This is a genomic window from Actinoplanes sp. NPDC051346 (genome assembly GCF_040682215.1).
Classification (GTDB): domain Bacteria; phylum Actinomycetota; class Actinomycetes; order Mycobacteriales; family Micromonosporaceae; genus Actinoplanes.
In genome coordinates, this window is sequence record NZ_JBFBAJ010000002.1 from 68,441 (window position 1) to 88,653 (window position 20,213).

Genomic DNA, 20,213 nt, shown 5'->3' on the forward strand with positions numbered 1-20,213 from the left:
CCGTCGATCGCTCAGGCGCGGAATTGACCGACCAGCGTCTTGAGCTGCCCGGCGAGCCCGGCCAGTTCCTCGGCGGCCCGGCCGGTGTCGGCGCTGCCCGCGGTCGTGTGCTGCACGGCCTCGGCCACCGAGCCGATCGTCGCGGCGATGTCGGCTGAGCCGGATGCGGCTTCCTCGACGTTGCGGCTCATCTCCCGTGTGGTGGCGGTCTGTTCCTCCACGGCCCCGGCGATCGTGGTCTGCAGCTCGTTGATGCGGTTCACGACGTGGGCGATCTCGTCGATGGCGGCGACGGCCGCCTGGGTGTCCGCCTGGATCGTCTGCACGCGGTTGGTGATGTCCTCGGTGGCCCGGGCGGTGTCCTGGGCCAGGTCCTTGACCTCCCCGGCGACCACGGCGAAGCCCTTGCCCATCTCGCCGGCGCGGGCCGCCTCGATGGTGGCGTTCAGGGCCAGCAGGTTGGTCTGCTCGGCGATGCTGGTGATCGCCTTGACGACCTCACCGATCTGCACGGAGGATTCGCCCAGCTTCGCCACCGTTCGGGTGGTGGCCAGGGCGGCCTCGGTCGCCCGGCCGCCCACCTGGGCGGCCTCCGCGGTGCTGGTCGAGATTTCCCGGATGGAGGCGTCCATCTCGCCGGCGCCCACGGTCACCGTGGTGATGTTGCCGGACACCCGCCCGGCCGCCTCGGCCACGACGTCGGCGCGTTCGGCGGTCTGGGTGGCGTTGGCCCGCAGTTGCTCGCTGATCGTGCTCAGCGACCGCGCCGAGGTGGAGACCTGCTCGGCCTGCTCGTCGATGCGGCGTACCAGGTCGGCGATCTTGCCGGTGAAGCGGTTGAAGGCGGCGCCGAGCTGACCGATCTCGTCGCGGCGCGACTCGTCCACCCGCTGGCTGAGGTCGCTCTCGCCGCCGGCGATCTCGGCGAGCCGGTCGCGCAGCGACAGCAGGGGCTGGGTCAGCCGGGTGCCGAACACCCACACCACGGCGCCGGCGACGAGGAATGCCAGCACGGCGGCGATCAGCAGCGTCCGGCGCAACGAGCTGGCCGGCACGGTGATCGAGGCGTCGGGCACCGCGACGAGCAGCGCCCAGGAGTCGCCGGTGCTCAGCGCGACTCGCGCCACCACCGCCGTGGCGTCCTCACCCAGGTGGTCGTCGCGGCCGGTCCAGCGCGCCGCGCCGGCCTCGCCCAGCGCGGCGGGGACCAGACCGGCGACCTCGCCGGGCAGCGGCTTGCCGAGCAGTTCCGCGCGCGGATGGGTCACGACCACGCCGCCGGCCGTGACCAGCGAGAGATAGCCGGTGTCGTACGGCTTGCGCGCGCCCAGCTCGGCGCTCAGCTCGGCCAGGGCGAGGTCGACGGTGACCACCCCGGCGAACGCGCCGTCCACCATGATCGGGGCGGTGGCGGTCGTCATCACCACGTCCTCGCCGTTGATCGGGTAGACGTACGGGTCGACGACCAGGCTCTTGCCGGTCTTTCGGGGCACCAGATACCAGTCACCGGCGCCGGGAGTCTCGTAGTCCACGAGCGGGTCGGACTTGAGCGCCTCGCCGTCGCGGTACCAGTACGGGATGAACCGGCCGGTCGCGTCGCTCGGCGCCTTCTTGCGGAACGCCGCGTCCCGGCCGTCGAACGCGTTCGGCTCCCAGCCGGTGGACATGCCGACGAATTCCGGATGCCGGGCGAGCGCGTCGCGGACCAGGTAGCTCGTCGCGGTCCGGTCGGTGATCCCGGAGTTCTTCAGCGTGACCATGGCGCCCGCCAGCTCCTCGGCGGCGTGCACGGCGTTGTCGATCCGGGCGGCCACCTGGCCGGCCTCGCGGCGTGCCAGCTCCTCCATGCGGGCACCGGCCTGCTCCAGGCTGAGCGCGGTCGTCCGCATGGTGGCGATGGTCACCAGGGCGCCCAGCGCCACAGCGATGATCACCAGCACGCTCGCGACGAGACGGGTACGGATGCCGTGCACGGGTCCTCCAGGCGATTCGCGGGAGACAAGGGATAGCCCCTCCCATTTGTCCATCGGCAGCCAGGACTGAATGGCTGAGCGTCCCGCGGGCCGTGCACAATCTGCCGATGACCTTGACGGGAAGTGCGGCGCTGCCGTTCGAGGAGCACACCGCCGGGTCCGCTGTGCTGGGCGTATACCGGCAGGTCTTCGCCGTCCTGGCCCGGGAGGCCAACGCGATGGTCGACGACGCGGAGGTGGTGCGCGTCGACGAGTCGATCCTCACCGCGTTCGCGGACGCCGGCCCGGCCGGGCTGACGGTGGAGCAGATCATCGCCGCGTGCGGGGACACCCCGGCGGTGGCGGTCCGGCGCCGGTTCGAGGTGCTGCGGTCGTATCGGGCGGTGACCCGGGTGAACGAGCGGCCGCACGAGATGTACTACCAGGCGGCGTTCGCGCCGTACGTGATGCTGCTGTTCCTGCGCCGACTGGCGCGGACCGGCGGGCTCGGGGAGCTGCACCGGATGTTGTCGATCGCCCGGCTCGCGGTCGACGACGCGGCCACGACCCGCGACGACGCCCGCGCGCACCTGCGCGAGATGACGAACGTGTTCCGGCTGCTGGCGAACCCGATCATGCAGCTGGCCAAGGGCGGGACGGTCGAGTCGCTGCGCTCGCAGGCGCAGCCGATGCTGGGTAACAGCGAAATGCTGGACCAGGCGAGGCTCTACCACAACCGGGCGGCGGACCGGTGGCCGGACCTGCTGAGCGAGTGCACCGAGCTGCGGATGGCGCTGGGCGCCTACCGGGACGCGGTCACCACGGCCGCGCGCCGGCTGATCGACCAGGCCGGCAAGACCCGGGCGCTGGGGCTCCTCCCGGCCGAGCGGTGGCGCAGCTTCGCCCGCGACGGATGCGTCGACGAGCTCGCGGCCGCGGCCGACGGTCTGCTGTTCGACGCCCCGGACCCGTACTTCACCGCCGACGATCTTCTCGACGCGGTCGAGGAGGGCCTGCACAGCGACGCGGGCCGCACCCCGCCGCCGCGACCGCGCATCGACGACGACGGCCCGATCCCCGACCGGGCGGGTGCCGACGCCGAGGCGGCGGCGCTCGCGGTCCGCGCGGAGCGGCTGCTGGAGGGCCGGGACCAGGTCGGCGTCGCCGAGTTGCTCGCCGCCGCGGGGGGCTGGCCGGCCGCGCGGCGGATCCTGTCGGACCTGACCGCGATCCAGTTGCGGACCGAGCTGCCCTACTCGCTCACCTGGGAGGACGGCTTGCGCGTCGAGGCGACGTCCGAGCTGACCTGGGTCACCGACGGCTGGCTGCGGCGGCGCGGCGAGGGCTCGGTGCCGGCGTGAACGAACGGGACACCGCCCTGTGGTGGGCCAAGGCCCGGTCCGGCGGACCGCAGCAGGTGTCGGCCGGCACCGCGACCCCGGCGGGGATGCGGCGCCTGATCGAGTCGGACGCGCGGTCGGTGTGGTTCCTGCCGGCCGTCCCGAGCGCCGCCGGCCCGCAGGTCCTCGCGGAGTACGGCCAACCGGCGTCGACCTGGCCGGACACCGCGGGCACACTGCGGGTCTTCGCCGCCTGCCTGCGCTGCTGCTGGCCGGACCCGGGAACGGATCCGTGGCCGGGGCGCCCGGCGGAGCTCGCGCACGTCGATTGGGTCCTCGAACTGCTCCACCCCGCCCGGGACCGGATCAGCCGACAGCGGCTCCTGACCGCCGGGCTGCGGCGGTTGGAGACGGCCCGGTGGGTGCTGCCCGCGAGCGGCACGGTCCGGCTCGGCCCGCGCGTCGCGATGTGGGGACCGTTGGAACTGAGCACGGTCCGGGAGCTGTGGCGGCTGATTCCCGACCCGGCCGCCGACGAGCGGCGGGAGCAGCCGTGACCGATCCGAATCCGGTGTTCGACGCCGTGCTGGGCGAGCTGACCGACCGGCAGCGCGAACACGTGGAAGCGGCGTACGCGCTGCTGGAACACTCCCGCGAACCGGTCCACCGCCAGGAGCTCCCCGCGTTGCGGGAGCCGACCAGCCGGGACGGGCTCGAACGGCTGCTGCGCCGCACCGGCCGGGTGCTCGTCCAGGTCGACGACCTGCGGTTCACGACGGGCTACGACGACGCCGTCGCCGAGGAGCTGACCGCGAGAGGCTGGCAGCCGCTGAGCGCGGTCGAGCGGGCCGTGCTGGTGCTCGTGCTGGTCTACTCGGTCGCGATCCCGCGCAGCGAGGAACGGCTCGGCCAGGACTCGTGGACCAGCACCTACCCGGCGACGGAGCAGGACATCCTGCGGGCCGGCAAGGTCCCTCCGGTGGCCGCCAGGGCCGCGCTGAGCAAGCTGGTGTCGGCGGGGGTGCTGCGCCGGGTCCGCGGCGGGGACACCGACGGCGGCTACGTGCCCGGCCCGCAACTACTGCGCCTGACGCCGGCGGCGCGGGCCCGGTTGCAGGACCAACTGATCCTCGCCGCCGCACCCGACCATCCACTCGCGGCCGCGATCCGCCGACGACGTGACAGCACGAGCAAGGAGAACAACCGTTGACGGCACCTGGTAGCGGCCCGGACGGCGGCGTGGAGGACCTCGTCGGGCGCAGGGTGCTCGTCGGCATCCAGATGATCAACATTTCCCGGTTGTCGACCCATCCGGTGCCGATCACCTCCCGCGGCCTGATCACCGTCGCCGGGCAGGGGCCTTCGGACTCCAACGGCGCCGGGAAGTCGTCGTTCATCGCCGGCCTCAGCCTGCTGCACGCCGACGACCAGTGGCGCCTGCAGTCCGGGGCGCAGGCCGCCGCCGAGCTGCTGTTCACCGCCGAGCTCGCCGGGCAGGAGTCGCTGCACGCCAACGCCGACCGGGGCTACCTCATCGGCGTCTTCGTCCCGCCCGGCGGCGACACGGTCGCCGACCTCGAGGCGGACACGCTCACGGTGTGGCTGCGGATCAACCGGCAGGCTCCGCACGTCGAACTGCGGTGGGCGCACCGGCTGCACGTCGCGTACGGCGACACCGAGAACGAGCGCGCCTCCGGCGCCGACCAGCTCTGGAACGATCTGCCGCGCAGCAACGGACGGACCGACATCCGGGCCAACCGGCTCTCCCGGACCCTGTACGGCGGCACGGTCCGCTGCGTGTCGTTCCTGTCGACGTCGGTGCGGGCGAGCCTGACGGCGAACCTGCTCGCCCAGCCGCTGAACGAGCTCACCCCGGAACGCATCTTCGACGCGGTCGGCGCGCTGACCGGCCTGAACCGGGAGATCGACGACGAGCAGAAGGCCCGGCAGAAGGAATACCAGCATGCCGTCGACGCGCGGCAGGCGCGGGAGGAGTACGCGCTGTGGAACGACCGGATGGCCGCCACCGAGGACGCCGTCCGGTCCCGGGAGCAGGCCCGGACGCTGCTGGACGAGGCGCGTGACAGCTGGACGTCCCGGTGCGCCCGCCACCTCGTCGACGGCGTCGCCCAGGACGCGGACGTCGTGGCCGATCTCGACGCGCTCGAGAGCCGCCGCGCGGAGCTCGAGGAGCAGATCGAGACCGCGGCCGGCGACCTGGCCCGGCTGACCGACGACACGACGTTCGAGGAGAGCTACCGCCGACGGGTCCGAGAGCACGAGGACGCCCTGTCCGCCGCCGAGGACCTGCGCACCCAGCAGAGCCACAACGTCGGACAGCTCGAGCAGCTGACCGCCCGCATCCGCGCGCTGCGCGAATCCGCGGCCGCCGCGGACGGCCGGACGCTCGGCGAGTCCGAGGCGGAACTGCGCGACGCCCGGGACGCGATCCGCGACGCCGAACGGCGCAAGGGCGTCACGGAGCAGGGCGTGACCGGTGCCCGCGCGGCCCTCGCCGCCGCCGAACGGGGCGAGGACGTCGCGGACCCGCAGGTGCGGGCGCTGCGCGACGGCGGGGTCACCGGTGTGCCGCTCGTCGACGCGGTCGCTCTCACCGAGGAGCAGCGGCCGGTGTGGGAGGCGCGGCTCCTGCCGTACCGTCACGCCGTCGTGGTCGCCGACGCCGACGCGGCGATCAAGGTTCTCGCCGACGTCCCCGGGTCGCTGCTGGTCGAAGCGGACCCGCGGCCCCAGCCCACCGGAGCCGGCCTGCCCGCCGCGGCGGATCCGGCGCTGACGGTCAACCGGTTCCTCGGCGTGCTCCGCGACCGTGCCGACGCCGCGCATCACCTCGACGCGGACGCCGGCGTGCACGGCATCGCCGGGTTCGCCGAGGCGATGACCGGCCGCGCCGGCCGCATCCAGGCCACCCGGGAGGCGCTGCACCACGCGTCCCTTGCCGATGAGGCCGCCGACGAGGGGATCCGGGCGGCGATCGGTGCCCGGGACCGCGCCAGCGAGCACGTGCGGGCCGCCCGGGCCGCGATCGAGGCCGACAAGCTCGACGGTCAGGTCGGCGAGCTGCGCGCCACCAACGCCAAGATCAGCGGGGCGCTGGAATCGCTCGCCGGGCAGCTCTCGCGGACCAAGGCCGGCTACGAGGTCGCGCTCGGTGAGCGCAACGCCCGTGACCAGCGGATCACCGCCGCCCGCACGCAGCGGGACAACCTGCGCCGCGAGCTGGAGCACAACCGTGCCTCGTGGCGGCTGAAGACCGAGGAACGGGCCGCGCTGGACCTGCCCCGCCGGCACGACGCCTGGAAGGGCACCGTCGCCGCGGCGGAGCAGCACCTGCTCGCCCTCGACGAGCGGGAGCAGAAGCGCACCACAGCGGAGTGGGACGATCTGTGCGCGTACCAGACCGATCAGGCCCGGCGTGCGTGCTTTCCCCCGGCAACGCCGGAGGAACAGGTCCCGGAGGAGTTGCGGGTCGTCGAGGAGCAGCGCCGTGATCGCCGGTCCGGCGCGTACGTCCGGCTGATACCTCAGGTGCTGCGGATCGTCGGCACCTATCTGGACGAACTCGCCGAGCTCGACCGGCAGACCATCGAGCAGATCCACACCGAACGCGCCACCCGCACCCAGACCCTGCACAGCGCCGAGACGCACCTGCGGGAGGCGGAGCTCGCGTCGGCCGTCCTGCGGGCGACGCTCGCCACCGCGATCAGAACGAAGCTGCGGCAGGTCGCCGTCGAATTCGACAACCTCGACCAGGCGTACGGCGGCTACGGCGCCGGCCTCGACTTCCCCGAACCGGAGGCGCCGGCCGATCCGCAGAAGCCGTGGCAGTGGACGATCACCCCACGGTGGCGCCGCGGCGAGGGCAAGCCGCTGTCGTCGTACCGGCTGCGGGGCAACACGGCGCAGATGGACGACAAGGCCGTCAAGCTGGTGTGCGCCGCCGCGCTCGCCGGGTCGCACAACCGGCCGCTGCTGCTCGTGCTCGACGAGCTGGGCCGCAACCTCGGCTCCGCACACCGTCGGGACGCGGTCGCCCTGTTCGAGAACATCGGCCGCGACCGCGCGATCAGCGTCGTCGGCGCGCTGCAGGACGACATGGAGCGGTACGCGATCGGCTCGTCGAGCCTCTACATCAAACTGCGGCGTACCTCGGACGCGTTCCCGTACAACCAGGCACCCGTCGTCGTCGGCAGCGAGGCGGAATCGGCCCGCGTCGCGCTGCTCGCCGACTGGATGACGTCCTACCGCCCGCCCCCGCGCACCTGACGCCTCGCGGGGGCGGGGCGGGACGGGATCAGCCCAGTCGCAGCGCGAGCGAGGCGGCGTTGCGATCCGACGGATCGATCCGGAGGGTGTAGGTCCCCGCCGGGAGCTTCTCCTGCCCCCACCAGCGCGACGGGTCATACAGCCTGCGCTCGTCGCCCTCGCAGGTCTCGCCCATTCCGAGGCTGCCGTCCGCCGCGCGGAGCGTCACCGACACGTACGCCGAGGTGGACTGACCGCAGTAGAGGACCGGCCAGCCCTCCTCGGCCAGGATGAAGGTCACGGTGGCGTTCTGCCCGGGGGCCAGGTCGAGGGCGAGCGGCCCGCCGTTCGCCGTCAGCGTGCCGGTCAGGTCGGCCGGCACCCGGTAGAACTTCACCTTCGTCGAGTAGGCCGGCCGGTAATCGTCGTAGTTCAGGACCAGCCGGTACTCCCCATCGGCCGGCAGGGCCGCGTCGACGACCTCCCAGTAGGGGCCGTTCGGGTCGCCCCACCGCGGGTCGTGCGTGGCGCAAGACCCGCTTCCCGCCGTGGGGAGCTCCTTGTGGTCCGGGCCGAACAGGGCGGTCTCGAGGCGCCACTCCCTGCTCTGGCACTCCAGGTAGACGCGCTCACCGGCCCGCGCCCGGAAGGACACGACGGCGTTGCGCGGCGCGGCGTCGGGCGACACCTCGGTCACGGCGCCCCCGGCGGCCGGCACGTGGAGCCGGCTTTCCAGCGCCGTGATCCAGAAGGTGGCGTTCACCCCCGACGAGAAGTTCATCCGATAGACCCCGGACTCGGACAGCATCAACAGCTCCAGCGCACGGTGCCGGCGGCCCTCCACACCGTCCGCACACGCCACCCGGGTGGTCTCCCCGGACGGCGCGACGAGCTGACCCCACGGCCTAGTGCCCGCGTAGGAGCAGTCCACGACGAGCTGGGCGCCGCCCCACGCGTCGAAGCGGACCTCGGCGTCGCCGGTCACGGCGACCGGCTCGCCCGAGCCGTAGGACCAGACCACCGGCCGGTCGGCGGCGTGGGCGGGAGCTGCCCCCACGACACCGGCCACAGCGGCCAGCAAGAGTGCGGCGGCCCCCCGCAATGACAAACGCATATGTGTGCCCCTTCAATCGGCGAATGTCTCTTTGTCGGCCCGCAGTCTCACCCAAAGAGCGCCGCTGTGTATGTAGGGGGTCTTCCTAGATATTTCCGGCCCTGGGGGATAATGGGCGGCGGAATCGGCTCCGCATCGCGCCGCTCGTCGGCCGCCATGCGGACGTCCCCCGCTTCTTCGCCGGTGCCGGCCGCTCGCCGGGATGCGCTGATCGTGCGGGCTGCCTTCCGGCCCGTGCTCTCGACTTGTAGAGTCGGCACCGGCTCGGGCGGTTGTTCACATGGATAACCAGCCGCCCCTGCGTCATCCGTCAACCATGTGTTTCGGCCCGGAGAACACCGGCCTGAAGAAACACTGTACGTGGAGACGGCTGACGGGAGCTGATCATGGGCGCTGCCGGGATCAGGGTTAACGGGCGCGACCTCGCGCTGGGGGACGTCGCGCCCCACACGACCGCGCTGGAGTGGCTGCGGGAGCAGGGGCTCACCGGCTGCAAAGAGGGCTGCGGCGAGGGCGAATGCGGTGCCTGCTCCGTGCTGGTCGCGCGCCCCGGGGTGGACAGCCCCACCGAGTGGGTGGCGGTCAACGCCTGCCTGCTGCCCGCGCTCGGGCTCGACGGCCAGGAGGTCGTCACGGCCGAGGGGCTGGGCAGTCCCGAGCGGCTGCATCCGGTCCAGCACGAGATGGCGGTCCGGGGTGGCTCCCAGTGCGGATACTGCACGCCCGGCTTCGTGTGCAGCATGGCCGCCGAGTTCTACCGGCCCGGACGGCAGGCGCCCCGGGACGACGCCGAGGCGGACCACGAGCACGGCCCTAACGGGTTCGACCTGCACGCGCTCAGCGGCAACCTGTGCCGCTGCACCGGATACCGGCCGATCCGCGACGCCGCGTACGCGCTCGGACAGCCGGCGCCGGACGATCCCCTCGCCGGCCGCCGGCGGGAGCCGGCGGCATCCGCCCGGCAGACCCGTGTCCGCGGGGAAGACGGTGAGTTTCTCCGGCCGGCCACGCTGTCCGAGGCGCTCGGGCTGCTGCGCGAGCGGCCCACCGCCACCGTCGTCGCGGGCTCGACCGACTGGGGCGTCGAGGTCAACCTGCGCGGCGCCCGCGCCGACTGCGTCATCGCGATCGACCGGATTCCCGAGCTGCGGGAGCTGACGGTCGGCGCCGACCATCTCGAGATCGGTGCCGCGCTCACCCTCACCGAGATCGAGCGCCGGCTCGACGGCCGGGTGCCGCTGCTCGGCCAGCTTTTTCCGCAGTTCGCCTCCCGGTTGATCCGCAACAGCGCCACCGTCGGGGGCAACCTCGGCACCGGCTCTCCGATCGGCGACCTGCCGCCGGTGCTGCTGGCGCTGGGCGCCGACGTGGTGCTGGCCGACGCCGACGGCGAGCGGCGGGTGCCGCTGGCGGACTACTACACCGGATACCGGCGCAGCGTCCGGCGTCCGGACGAGCTGATCCGGGCGGTGCGGATCCCGCTGCCGCTCGCCGGTCTCGTGGCCTTCCACAAGATCTCGAAGCGGCGCTTCGACGACATCTCCAGCGTCGCTCTCGGGTTCGCCCTGGACGTGGTCGACGGGACGATCGTGGGGGCTCGCATCGGCCTCGGCGGTGTGGCGGCCACGCCGATCCGCGCGGCCGCCACCGAGGCGGCGCTGGAAGGGCAGCCCTGGACAGCGGAGACGGCCGAGGCGGCCGCGCGGGTGCTGCGCGGGGAGGGCACACCCCTGGACGACCACCGGGCCAGCGCCGGCTACCGCGCCGCGATGCTCGGCCAGGCCCTGCTGAAGCTGTACGCCGAGAACCCGAGCCCGCAGGAGGTGGCCCGATGAACGCTCTGTCCGAACGACCGGAGAACCCCGCCGTCGGCCTCGCCGTGCCGCACGAGAGCGCGGCGCTGCACGTCACGGGGGCTGCCCTCTACACCGACGACCTGATCCACCGCACCAGGGACGTGCTGCACGCCCACCCCGTCCAGGTGCCCCACGCCCACGCCCGGGTCACCGCGCTGCGGGTGGCGCCCGCGCTGGAGGTGCCCGGCGTCGTCCGCGTGCTCACGGCCGCCGACGTGCCCGGCGTCAACGACGCCGGGGTCAAGCACGACGAGCCGCTGTTCCCGGACGAGGTGATGTTCTTCGGCCACGCCGTCTGCTGGGTGCTCGGCGAGACGTTCGAGGCGGCGCGGCTGGGCGCGGCCGCCGTCGAGGTCGACGTGGAACCGCTGCCGTCCGTGGTGACCCTGCGGGAGGCGATCGCCTCCGAGAGCTTCCAGGGCGCCACGCCGCAGATCGTGCGCGGCGACGTCGAGGCCGGGATGGCCGGAGCCGCCCACGTGTTCAGCGGCGACTTCGAGTTCGCCGGGCAGGAGCACTTCTACCTGGAGACGCACTGCTCGCTGGCGTACGTCGACGAGGCCGGGCAGATCTTCGTGCAGAGCAGCACGCAGCACCCGTCGGAGACCCAGGAGATCGTCGCGCACGTGCTGGGCCGCGCCAGTCACGAGGTGACCGTCCAGTGTCTGCGGATGGGAGGCGGCTTCGGCGGCAAGGAGATGCAGCCGCACGGCTTCGCCGCCATCGCGGCGCTCGGGGCCACGCTCACCGGCCGTCCGGTGCGGCTGCGCCTGACCCGTACCCAGGACCTGACCATGACCGGCAAGCGCCACGGCTTCCACGCCGAGTGGCGGGTGGGCTTCGACGAGTCCGGCCGCCTGCGGGCGCTCGACGCGACGCTGACCTCCGACGGCGGCTGGAGCCTCGACCTCTCGGAGCCGGTGCTGGCGCGGGCGCTGTGCCACACCGACAACGCCTACTGGCTGCCGCACGTGCGGCTCACCGGCCGGATCGCGCGCACCCACAAGACCTCCAACACGGCCTTCCGCGGCTTCGGCGGACCGCAGGGGATGCTGGTCATCGAAGACATTCTGGGCCGGTGCGCGCCGCTGCTCGGCATCGATCCGCTCGAGCTGCGCCGGCGCAATTTCTACGAGGCCGGGCAGAGCACGCCGTACGGCCAGCCCGTGCGGCACCCGCAGCGCCTGTACCGACTCTGGGACCAGGTCCTCGAGAGCGGCGCGGTCCTGGCCCGGCAGGAGGAGATAGCCGCGTTCAACGCCGAGCATCCGTACACCAAGCGGGGGCTGGCCGTGACGCCGGTGAAGTTCGGCATCTCCTTCAACTTCACCGCGTTCAACCAGGCGGGCGCGCTCGTGCACGTCTACAAGGACGGGTCGGTGCTGATCAACCACGGCGGCACCGAGATGGGCCAGGGGCTGCACACCAAGATGGTGCAGGTCGCGGCCACCGCCCTGGGCCTTCCGATCGATCGGGTACGGCTGGCGCCGACGCGTACCGACAAGGTGCCCAACACCTCCGCGACCGCGGCGAGCTCGGGCGCCGACCTCAACGGCGGGGCGGTCAAGCACGCCTGCGAGCAGATCCGCGAGCGGCTGGCGCAGGTGGCCGCCACGATGCTGGGGGTCAACGCCGCCGACGTCCGCTTCGTCGACGGCGTCGCGCGGGGAGTCGGTGCCGCCGCGGGCGTCACCTGGGAAGACCTCGTCCGTGCCGCGTACTTCCAGCGCGTACAGCTCTTCGCGGCGGGCTACTACCGCACCGAGGGGCTGCACTGGGACTCGTCGGTGATGCGGGGCTCGCCCTTCAAGTACTTCTCCTACGGCGTCGCGGCCGCCGAGGTCGAGGTGGACGGCTTCACCGGGGCCTACCGCACCCGCCGGGTGGACATCGTGCACGACGTGGGCGACAGCCTTTCTCCGCTGATCGACATCGGGCAGATCGAGGGTGGTTTCGTCCAGGGGGCCGGCTGGCTGACGCTGGAGGACCTGCGCTGGGACGTCGGCACCTCGGCCGCCCGTGGACGGCTGACCACCCAGGCGGCGAGCACGTACAAGCTGCCGAGCTTCTCGGAGATGCCCGAGGTCTTCAATGTCACGCTGCTGACCGACGCCGAGGAGGACGGGGTCGTCTACGGCTCCAAAGCGGTCGGGGAACCGCCGCTCATGCTGGCCTTCTGCGTCCGGGAAGCGTTGCGCCAGGCCGCGGCGGCGTTCGGAGAGGCCGGGGTCAGCGTGGAGCTCGCCTCACCGGCCACGCCCGAAGCCGTGTTCTGGGCCATCGAACAGGCCCGCGCCGGCGACGGCGGAGGCCACACGGTCCAGGCGGATGTCACCCCGCCCGGCCCCGGTGCCGACGCGCATCCGCTGCGGCCGGAGTCGGAGCAGGTGGGCCAGGCGGTGAGTCGTGTCTGACCGCGGCTGGCTCGCCGCGGTCACCCACCTGAGGGCCGTGCGCGAGCCGGGCGTCCTGGTCACCCTGATCTCGGTGCGGGGCCACGCGCCCCGGGCCGCCGGTGCGAAGCTCGTCGTCGGCGCGGCGGACACCTGGGGATCGATCGGCGGCGGCAATCTCGAGGCCGTCGCGATCGACCGGGCGCGCGCGCTGCTCGCCACGGGTGGCGCGGTGCCGGAGACGTTCACGCTCGCGCTGTCGGACAAGGCGCCCTACGAGCACGGCGTGCAGTGTTGCGGGGGGAGCGTCACGGTGCTGCTCGAACCGCTGCCCGTGGTGCCGGCCGTGGCCGTCTTCGGGGTCGGTCACGTCGGCCTGGAGCTCGCGCGCGTCCTGGCCCGGCACGATATCGAGCTGCATCTCATCGACACCCGCCCGGAGCAGCTCGCCGACGCCCGCCTGGCGCCGCTCGCCGACGCGGTGGCCGGCGTACACGTCCACCGGGTCGCGGTGTTGCCGGAGATCGTGCTGGGGGAGCTGCCGCCGGGCACCCACGTCCTGATCATGACCCACGACCACGCGGAGGACTTCGCGCTCTGCGACGCGGTCCTGCGCGGCGGCGGGTTCGCGTCCGTCGGCCTCATCGGCTCGGCGGGCAAATGGGCCCGGTTCCGCGCCCGGCTGGCCGCGCAGGGCCACGACGACGCGACGATCGCCCGCATCACCACGCCGATCGGACTCGCGGACATCCGCGGCAAGGAACCCGCCACGATCGCCGTCAGCGTGGCGGCCGACCTCCTGCGCACGATGGAACGAGAGGCGTCCGCCGCCGTTCCCCTGACCATGGATGCCGATAAATGACCCTCTTCCGCGCCCAGACCATCGACACCCCGGAGGATCCGTTCCGCGGTGGCGCGCTGCGCGCCGACGCGGACGCGGGCCTGCTCGTCGAGGACGGCGTCATCGTCGAACGGGACAGCTTCGTCCGCCTGCGGTCCCGGCATCCCGGGGCCGAGCTGGTCGAGCTGACCGGCGGCGTCCTGCTGCCCGGCCTGGTGGACACCCACGTGCACTTCCCCCAGGTACGGGTCATCGGCGCGCTCGGCATGCCGCTGCTCGAATGGCTGGAGCGGTGCGCACTGCCCGAGGAGTCCCGGCTCGCCGAGGTGGCGTACGCCCGCGCGGTCGCCGCCGAGTTCGTCGACGCTCTGATCGGCGCGGGCACCACCACCGCGCTGGTCTTCGGTTCCCACTTCGCGCCGGCGATGGACACGCTGTTCGAGGCGGCGGCCGCGAACGGCCTGCGCATCACCAGCGGCCTGGTGGTCAGCGACCGCATGCTCCGTGCGGACCTGCACACCACCGCCCAACGCGGATACGACGAGGGCCTGGCGCTGGCCCGGCGCTGGCACGGCGTCGGACACAGCCGGTACGCGGTGACCCCACGGTTCGCGCTGTCGTGCGGTGACGAGCTGCTCGCCTCCTGCGGGGACCTGCACCGGGAGCTGACGGACGGCTGGTTCACCTCGCACATCAACGAGAACCTCGACGAGGTCGCGACGGTCGGCCGGCTGTTCGACGGCGGCAGCTACCTCGACAGCTACGACCGGCACGGTCTCGTGGGCCCGCGCAGCGTGCTGGCCCACAACGTGCACCCGACGGACGCCGAACTGAAGCGGCTGGCCGACGCCCGTACGAGCGTGGCGCACTGCCCGAGCAGCAACGCGGCGCTCGGCAGCGGCATGTTCCCGTTGCAGCGCCACCTGGCACACGGCGTGCCGGTCGCGCTGGGCTCCGACGTGGGGGCGGGCACCGGCTTCTCCCTGCTCAAGGAGGGGCTCCAGGCTTACCTCACGCAGCGGTTGAGCGGCCCGGACGGCGTCGCGCTGACCGCGGCGCACCTGCTGCACCTGGCCACCGCGGCGGGGGCGGAGGCGCTCGGGCTGCGCGACCAGGTGGGCGACCTGAGCGTCGGCCGGCGCTTCGACGCCATCTGGGTCCGGCCGACGCCGGGCACGCCGCTCGACATCGGCATGCGGCACGCCACCGACCCCGAGGACGCCCTCGCGAAGGTGTTTGCCCTGGGTACCCCGCATGACGTGGCCCGTGTCTGGATCGACGGCACACGGGTGGACGGAGCCACCGCCCCCGTGTAGCCGCCCGGTGCCCGAGGACCAGCGGGAGGACGTCCGCGCGACCGGCAAGCAGGGCGTGGACATCGCGGCCGTGGGGACCCAGGTTTCCGGCGCGGCCGGCACCACCGTGGACGCGACGGTCGGCCTGGTCAACAAGGCCCAACGCCACCGGCACGGTCGAGGTCAACCCGACCCGCAACCGCGAAGGCTTCAAGAAGGACCTCAACCGGGCCAACGACAAGGCCGCGCGGCGCCCGCCGCGCATGTGCCCTCGTAGCCCTCGCTAGGATGCGAATCCCTCGATCTTCGCCGAGGCCACGGGAGGAAATTTGATGGACCACCGTTTCGCTCGGCCACTAGCGGGCCTGGTCGCCGCGGGCGCGGCCGCGCTAGGGCTGGCGGCGCCGGCCTACGCCGACCCGGCCAACGCCGTGACTGTGAGCCTGACCGACACCCTCGTCGCTGTGGGTGCGCAGACCCCGCTCCAGCCGGTGCTGTCCGCCGAGCGCGACGCGAAATTCACCAAAACCGCGATGACCTACGAGTTGTCGGACGGCCTCGCCGGCGTCAGCCTGGTCAACCCGGACTCCGCGGACTGCACCAGCGCCTCGCCGACCAAGCTCACCTGCACCGCGTCATGGATCGACGTCGGTCCGGGCGGCGTGGACGGCTACCTCGTCGGTGACCTCAAGGCCGACAAGACCGCCGTGGCGGGCGCCACCGGCACCGTGAAGCTGACGTTCTCCGCCGAGGGCGTCGCCCCGGTCGTCAAGACCGCCAAGGTGACCGTGGCGGACGGTGTCGATCTCGCCGCCGGCGGATCCCTCGAGATGAGCGTCGAACCCGGCGCGACGTTCACCGCGCCGCTCCAGGTCGCCAACGCCGGCAAGGGTCCCGTTCGCGGCGTCGGCCTGTTCTTCGGCACGGACTACGCCTTCCAAGCCACCGAGCAGTTCAGCAACTGCGTGTACGACGGGGACCGGCTGCGCGGTTGTCTGTTCGATCAGGAGCTCGACGCCGGCGCGGCCTACGAGCTGCTCCTGCCGTACCGACTGCGCAAGGACACGTACGCTCCCAGGAACGTGTCCGGTGAGTTCCAGTGGATGACCGCCGACGACTACCGGGCGTTCGGCGAGAAGCTCGCCGCCGACGGGCACAAGTTCGGCAAGGCCGGCAGTGGCTCGGCGTTGCAGCTCAAGCCGAAGTCCGCCCTGCGCGCCGCCGCCGCGCAGACCGACGTCGATCCGGCCAACAACTGGCAGCGGTTGGTCGTCCACGCGACCGGCAAGCAGGGCGCGGACATCGTGGCCGTGGGAGCGAAGATCTCCGGCACGGCCGGCACGACCGTCGAAGCGGCGGTCGGCCTGGTCAACAAGGGCCCGGCGACGCTGGACTGGAGCCGGGTGGGAAGCGCCGCGAGCAATGCGGTGGTCACCATCCCCAAGGGCAGCAAGGTGACGACCGTGCCGGCCGGCTGCCGCCTCGTCGACAAGGACGACTCGCAGGGCGACAAGAAGAAGGTGCAGTACTTCTGTGAGTCGGAGTTCCTGCTCCTCGCCGGCGAGACCGTCACCTGGAAGTTCGGCCTGAAAATCGAGAAGGTCGTGCCCAACGCCACCGGCGCGGTCGAGGTCAACCCCTGGCCCGGCGACCAGTTCAAGAAGGACCTCAACCGGGCCAACGACAAGGCCGCGCTGGTCCTCAATCCGGCCGACGCCCAGCAGGGCGGCAAGGGCGGCAAGGGCGACACCGGCGGTGCCGGCGCCGGTGGCGGTCTGCCGGTCACCGGTCCGCGGGGCGTGACCCTCGGCGTGACGGGCGCGCTGCTCGTGGCGGCGGGTGCGGTCGCCCTGTGGCTGACGCGGCGGCGTACCCGCGCCGAAGGCTGATCCGCACCGTTTCCGTCGGCGGGCGTCGTACCCAACAGGGTGCGGCGCCCGCCGTGCATGTTGCTTCGGTCGGTGTCTACGTGCGCTCATTTTCTACCGTGGTGGCGATGTTGATCTAGCATCCTCGCCCCGCCGGCGGCGGCGCCACAAGCGCGTCGACGGCCAAGGGCGGGACCGCGGACCAGAAAGGGACGTCATGCAGCTCGCGTACCGCTATCCGGTACGGACCGTAGGAGTGGTCGGCGGAGGAATCATGGGCAGCGGCATCGCCCTGACCTATGCCCTCGCCGGACACGATGTCGTCGTGGTGCGGCGCAGTCCGGAGGGTTGTCGCGCCACCGAGGACAGGGTGAGCGGCCTCGCCCGTCAGCTGGTTCGGGCCGGTTCGCCCGATGCCGGCCGGATGTCCACAGTGCTGCGCCGGATCCGCACGACCACGGATCTGACGGAACTCGCCGTCGTGGACTACGTCGTGGAGGCGGTTTCCGAGGACGTGGCCGTCAAGCAGGCGGTGCATGCCACTCTCGACGACATCGTCGCCCCGGACGTGATCGTGGCGAGCGCCTCGACCGCGATACCGGTCGACGTGCTGGCGGCCGACTGCAAGCACGTCGAGCGGGTGCTCGGCACCCGGTTCTACCTGCCGGCTCCGCTGGTTCCGCTGGTCGACGTGGTGCGCGGCGCGAAGACCGCCGAGGCCGCCGTCGAGGTGGCCGCCCGCCTGCTCGGCGGCGCGGGCAAGCGTGCCGTGACGTTCGACCAGCACGCGGCGGGCGCCGTCGGCCCCCGGCTGCAGACGGCGTTGATCGGCGAGGCGCTGCGCATCGTCGACGAGGGGCTGGTCTCGCCGGAGACCGTCGACCGGGTTCTCACCTCGGGCATCGGCCGGCGGTTCGGTGTCACCGGAATTTTCGACCGGCTGGACTTCGCGGGGCTGGACACCGTCGCGGCGACGCTGCGCAGCCTGGGACGGCCGGTGCCGGCGCCCATCGAGGAGCGGCTCCAGCAGGGCCAGTTGGGCGTGAAGAGCGGCACCGGCTTCTATCGGTGGACCGAGGACCGGGTCATCGCCGTGGAGGACGCGCTCGCCCGCCAGTTGACCGCACAGGCGGCCCTGGAGCGCGCCTCGGCGCCGGCCGCCGTCGAGTCCCAGGTGGTGGTCGTGGATCCGACGGTGTTGCGCCCGTTCCTCGACGCGGCGGTGGAGGCCTACCGGTCCTGCACGCCGGAAGAGCCCCCGGGCTGCTTCGCGCTGCTGGTCGGCCGGATGGAGGCGGACCGCATGGTGGTGGAACGCGCGGTGCTGGCCCGCAACGTGCGCGGCTCCGACCAGGCGGCGGTCGGCGAGTACGAGTCCACCATCGTGCCGTGCTTCGGCGAGGCCTACGACAACGCGCACCGGGGCTTCTGGTGCCACGCCGTGGACCAGTTGCGGGTCCACCGGGAGGCCGAGGCGGACGGGCTGGAGGTGCTCGGCTCCATCCACCTGCACCCGGACTGGCACCGGATCGGCCCTCCCGCCGAGCGGGGCATGCGGATCAGCCAGCATCCGACCGCGATGGACGCGTACATGATCCAGCAGACGCAGTGGCCGCTCAACCTGATCTGCTACGTCGAGTCCTCCGGTGAGGACTGCTCGTACACCATCGGTGCGTGGGCGCCGCCCGCCGACGGCGGCAACCGGTGCAAGGAGCTGACGCTGCACTGGAGTGTGCCCGCCCGGTAGGCCTGTGCCGGGTCGCGGCCGGGTCGCGCCACGATGTGCGCGACCCGGCGGCGCGGGTAATCCGATCGCGCACCCGGGCGACCTGTGTGATCCTCGGCGGATGCCCCAGCCGATCCTGCGTACGGCCCGCCTGCTGCTCGTTCCGCTGGCGGATCGACACCTCGACCTGGAGGTTCGGCTCGATGCCGACCCGGAGGTGTTGCGCTACATCAGCGGACGAGCGCACTCCCGGGCCGAGGTGGTCGACTCGCACGCTCGGCGGATGGCGTCGGCGGCCCGAGTCGACGGCCTGGGCTACTGGATGGCGTTCGGGACGGGTGACGGCGGCCGTGACTCGACGCCGCCCGAGCGCGAGGACGACGGTGAGTTCGTCGGACTCATGATGCTTCCGCCGGCGCACGGCCCCGACCAGCCGGACGACCCGACCGTCGCGGATCTGGGCTATCGCCTCGTGCGCCGGTTCTGGCGCAAAGGCCTGGCTACCGAGGCGTCCCGGGCCCTGCTGCGGCACGCCTTCGACACCGTCGGACAGAACCGGGTGATCGCGCAGACCATGGCGGTGAACAGCGGGTCCCGAGGCGTGATGAGGGCGATCGGCATGCGCTACGTGCGTACGTACTTTCCGTCCTGGGACGAACCGCTGCCCGGAGCCGACCTGGGCGAGGTGGAATACGAGATGACCCGCGCCGATGCCGGCGCGATGGGCACCCGCCTCTAGGCCAGGCCCGCCGCGGCGAGGCAGGCCAGCAGCCCGCAACGCACCAACTTCACCGCCACCCGGGCCACCGCGGTGCACGCCCCCGGCGTGGTGGCGACCCGCGACGCGTTGCACCAGGCCGCGGCCGCGATCGCCGCCCAGCGCGCCGACCTCGTGGTCTAGAAGACCAGTTCGCGCAGGGAGCGCACCCGCGGCACGTCGACGCCGGGGTGCTCGTCGCCACGGTCCACGAGGACCGCGGGCAGCCCGACGGCCCGCGCCGCGAGGACGTCCTTCGACAATGAGTCACCGACCATCAGGGCCTCGGCGGCGTCGCAACCCAGCAGCGCGAGGGCGTGCTGGAAGGCGCGCGGATCCGGCTTTCCCGCCGGCAGCATCGACGAGGCCACCATCAGGTCGATCTCGGCGTCGAGGCCGAGCCGGTCCAGCTTGCGGCGTTGCTGGCCCTCGTCGCCGTTGGTCAGCACAGCGACCGACAGTCCCGCCGCACGCGCCCGGCGAAGGGCCGGAACCGAGTCGTCGAAGACCGCCCAGCCGGCCTCGTAGCGTTCGAGATAGCCCGCGAAGAGCGCGTCCGCCTCCGAATCGGTCAGCGCGGCGGCAAGGAACTCGCGGACCCGCTCCCGGCGCTGCCCGTCGAAAGTGAGCTCACGCCGCTGATAGCGCGCGAGGTGGCGGGCGGCGACGCGCGCCCAGCGCGGTGCGACCTCCGGATCGGTGACACCGAGCTCCGCGGCCCACGCGAGGACCGCCTCGCGGGAGGCGGTCGCTTGGTCGATCAGCGTGTCGTCGAGGTCGAACAGTACGGCGCGCAGCACCGGGG

The 20,213-nt window shown here is 72.7% G+C and carries 14 protein-coding genes; 11 read left to right on the plus strand and 3 right to left on the minus strand.

Translation table 11 applies throughout. The annotated features are described in order from the left end of the window. Positions 1–11 precede the first annotated feature (11 nt). Positions 12–1,973, minus strand: a complete 1,962-nt coding sequence (locus AB0M36_RS04805; protein ID WP_364152485.1) for a methyl-accepting chemotaxis protein — start codon at positions 1,971–1,973, stop codon at positions 12–14. 107 nt (positions 1,974–2,080) lie between these two features. Between AB0M36_RS04805 and AB0M36_RS04810 the strand changes: the two genes are divergently transcribed. From AB0M36_RS04810 to AB0M36_RS04825, 4 genes are read left to right on the plus strand one after another with little or no spacing between them, the layout of a single operon-like run. Continuing rightward, positions 2,081–3,313: a hypothetical protein gene (locus AB0M36_RS04810; protein ID WP_364152488.1), complete on the plus strand. Its 1,233-nt coding sequence runs from the start codon at positions 2,081–2,083 to the stop codon at positions 3,311–3,313. Next, positions 3,310–3,849, plus strand: coding sequence for a hypothetical protein (locus tag AB0M36_RS04815; protein WP_364152491.1), 540 nt, complete (start codon positions 3,310–3,312; stop codon positions 3,847–3,849). Before AB0M36_RS04810 ends, AB0M36_RS04815 begins: the two co-directional genes overlap by 4 nt. Beyond that, the gene (locus AB0M36_RS04820; protein ID WP_364152494.1) at positions 3,846–4,502 is read left to right on the plus strand and encodes a hypothetical protein; all 657 of its coding nucleotides are present in this window, start codon (positions 3,846–3,848) and stop codon (positions 4,500–4,502) included. The genes AB0M36_RS04815 and AB0M36_RS04820 overlap by 4 nt, the downstream gene beginning before the upstream one ends. Next, a complete protein-coding gene (locus AB0M36_RS04825; RefSeq protein WP_364152497.1) occupies positions 4,499–7,579 on the plus strand; it encodes a hypothetical protein in 3,081 nt (1,026 codons plus the stop codon). Before AB0M36_RS04820 ends, AB0M36_RS04825 begins: the two co-directional genes overlap by 4 nt. A gap of 28 nt (positions 7,580–7,607) precedes the next feature. Here AB0M36_RS04825 and AB0M36_RS04830 read toward each other — a convergent pair whose 3' ends face one another. Next, the gene (locus AB0M36_RS04830) at positions 7,608–8,672 is read right to left on the minus strand and encodes a hypothetical protein (RefSeq protein ID WP_364152500.1); all 1,065 of its coding nucleotides are present in this window, start codon (positions 8,670–8,672) and stop codon (positions 7,608–7,610) included. A gap of 386 nt (positions 8,673–9,058) precedes the next feature. On the opposite strand from AB0M36_RS04830, the gene AB0M36_RS04835 reads away from it, so the two are divergent. From AB0M36_RS04835 to AB0M36_RS04865, 7 genes are all read left to right on the plus strand, one after another. Continuing rightward, complete coding sequence (locus AB0M36_RS04835; protein WP_364152503.1) at positions 9,059–10,507, plus strand: FAD binding domain-containing protein; 1,449 nt, start codon at positions 9,059–9,061, stop codon at positions 10,505–10,507. Continuing rightward, a complete protein-coding gene (gene xdhB / locus AB0M36_RS04840; RefSeq protein WP_364152506.1) occupies positions 10,504–12,942 on the plus strand; it encodes a xanthine dehydrogenase molybdopterin binding subunit in 2,439 nt (812 codons plus the stop codon). Before AB0M36_RS04835 ends, xdhB begins: the two co-directional genes overlap by 4 nt. After that, the gene (gene xdhC, locus AB0M36_RS04845; protein WP_364152509.1) at positions 12,935–13,783 is read left to right on the plus strand and encodes a xanthine dehydrogenase accessory protein XdhC; all 849 of its coding nucleotides are present in this window, start codon (positions 12,935–12,937) and stop codon (positions 13,781–13,783) included. Before xdhB ends, xdhC begins: the two co-directional genes overlap by 8 nt. Further along, on the plus strand, positions 13,780–15,078 hold the full coding sequence (locus tag AB0M36_RS04850) for a guanine deaminase (RefSeq protein WP_364152512.1): 1,299 nt from the start codon (positions 13,780–13,782) through the stop codon (positions 15,076–15,078). The genes xdhC and AB0M36_RS04850 overlap by 4 nt, the downstream gene beginning before the upstream one ends. A gap of 311 nt (positions 15,079–15,389) precedes the next feature. Further along, positions 15,390–16,946: a polymer-forming cytoskeletal protein gene (locus AB0M36_RS04855; RefSeq protein WP_364152515.1), complete on the plus strand. Its 1,557-nt coding sequence runs from the start codon at positions 15,390–15,392 to the stop codon at positions 16,944–16,946. 196 nt (positions 16,947–17,142) lie between these two features. Beyond that, positions 17,143–18,672 (plus strand): FAD-dependent oxidoreductase, encoded by a 1,530-nt coding sequence (locus AB0M36_RS04860; RefSeq protein WP_364152518.1) that lies wholly within the window; start codon positions 17,143–17,145, stop codon positions 18,670–18,672. Positions 18,673–18,772: 100 nt separating this feature from the next. After that, positions 18,773–19,390, plus strand: a complete 618-nt coding sequence (locus AB0M36_RS04865; RefSeq protein WP_364152521.1) for a GNAT family N-acetyltransferase — start codon at positions 18,773–18,775, stop codon at positions 19,388–19,390. A gap of 158 nt (positions 19,391–19,548) precedes the next feature. Here AB0M36_RS04865 and AB0M36_RS04870 read toward each other — a convergent pair whose 3' ends face one another. Continuing rightward, a complete protein-coding gene (locus tag AB0M36_RS04870) occupies positions 19,549–20,208 on the minus strand; it encodes an HAD family hydrolase (protein WP_364152524.1) in 660 nt (219 codons plus the stop codon). Between the last annotated feature and the right edge of the window lie 5 nt (positions 20,209–20,213).

What these genes read in the sequence shown, in the direction of transcription:
- AB0M36_RS04810 (WP_364152488.1), top strand. Translation starts at nt 2,081, where the DNA reads ATGACCTTGACGGGAAGTGCGGCGCTGCCGTTCGAGGAGCACACCGCC.
- AB0M36_RS04830 (WP_364152500.1), bottom strand. Translation starts at nt 8,672, where the DNA reads ATGCGTTTGTCATTGCGGGGGGCCGCCGCACTCTTGCTGGCCGCTGTG.
- AB0M36_RS04835 (WP_364152503.1), top strand. Translation starts at nt 9,059, where the DNA reads ATGGGCGCTGCCGGGATCAGGGTTAACGGGCGCGACCTCGCGCTGGGG.
- xdhB (WP_364152506.1), top strand. Translation starts at nt 10,504, where the DNA reads ATGAACGCTCTGTCCGAACGACCGGAGAACCCCGCCGTCGGCCTCGCC.
- AB0M36_RS04850 (WP_364152512.1), top strand. Translation starts at nt 13,780, where the DNA reads ATGACCCTCTTCCGCGCCCAGACCATCGACACCCCGGAGGATCCGTTC.
- AB0M36_RS04855 (WP_364152515.1), top strand. Translation starts at nt 15,390, where the DNA reads ATGGACCACCGTTTCGCTCGGCCACTAGCGGGCCTGGTCGCCGCGGGC.
- AB0M36_RS04860 (WP_364152518.1), top strand. Translation starts at nt 17,143, where the DNA reads ATGCAGCTCGCGTACCGCTATCCGGTACGGACCGTAGGAGTGGTCGGC.
- AB0M36_RS04865 (WP_364152521.1), top strand. Translation starts at nt 18,773, where the DNA reads ATGCCCCAGCCGATCCTGCGTACGGCCCGCCTGCTGCTCGTTCCGCTG.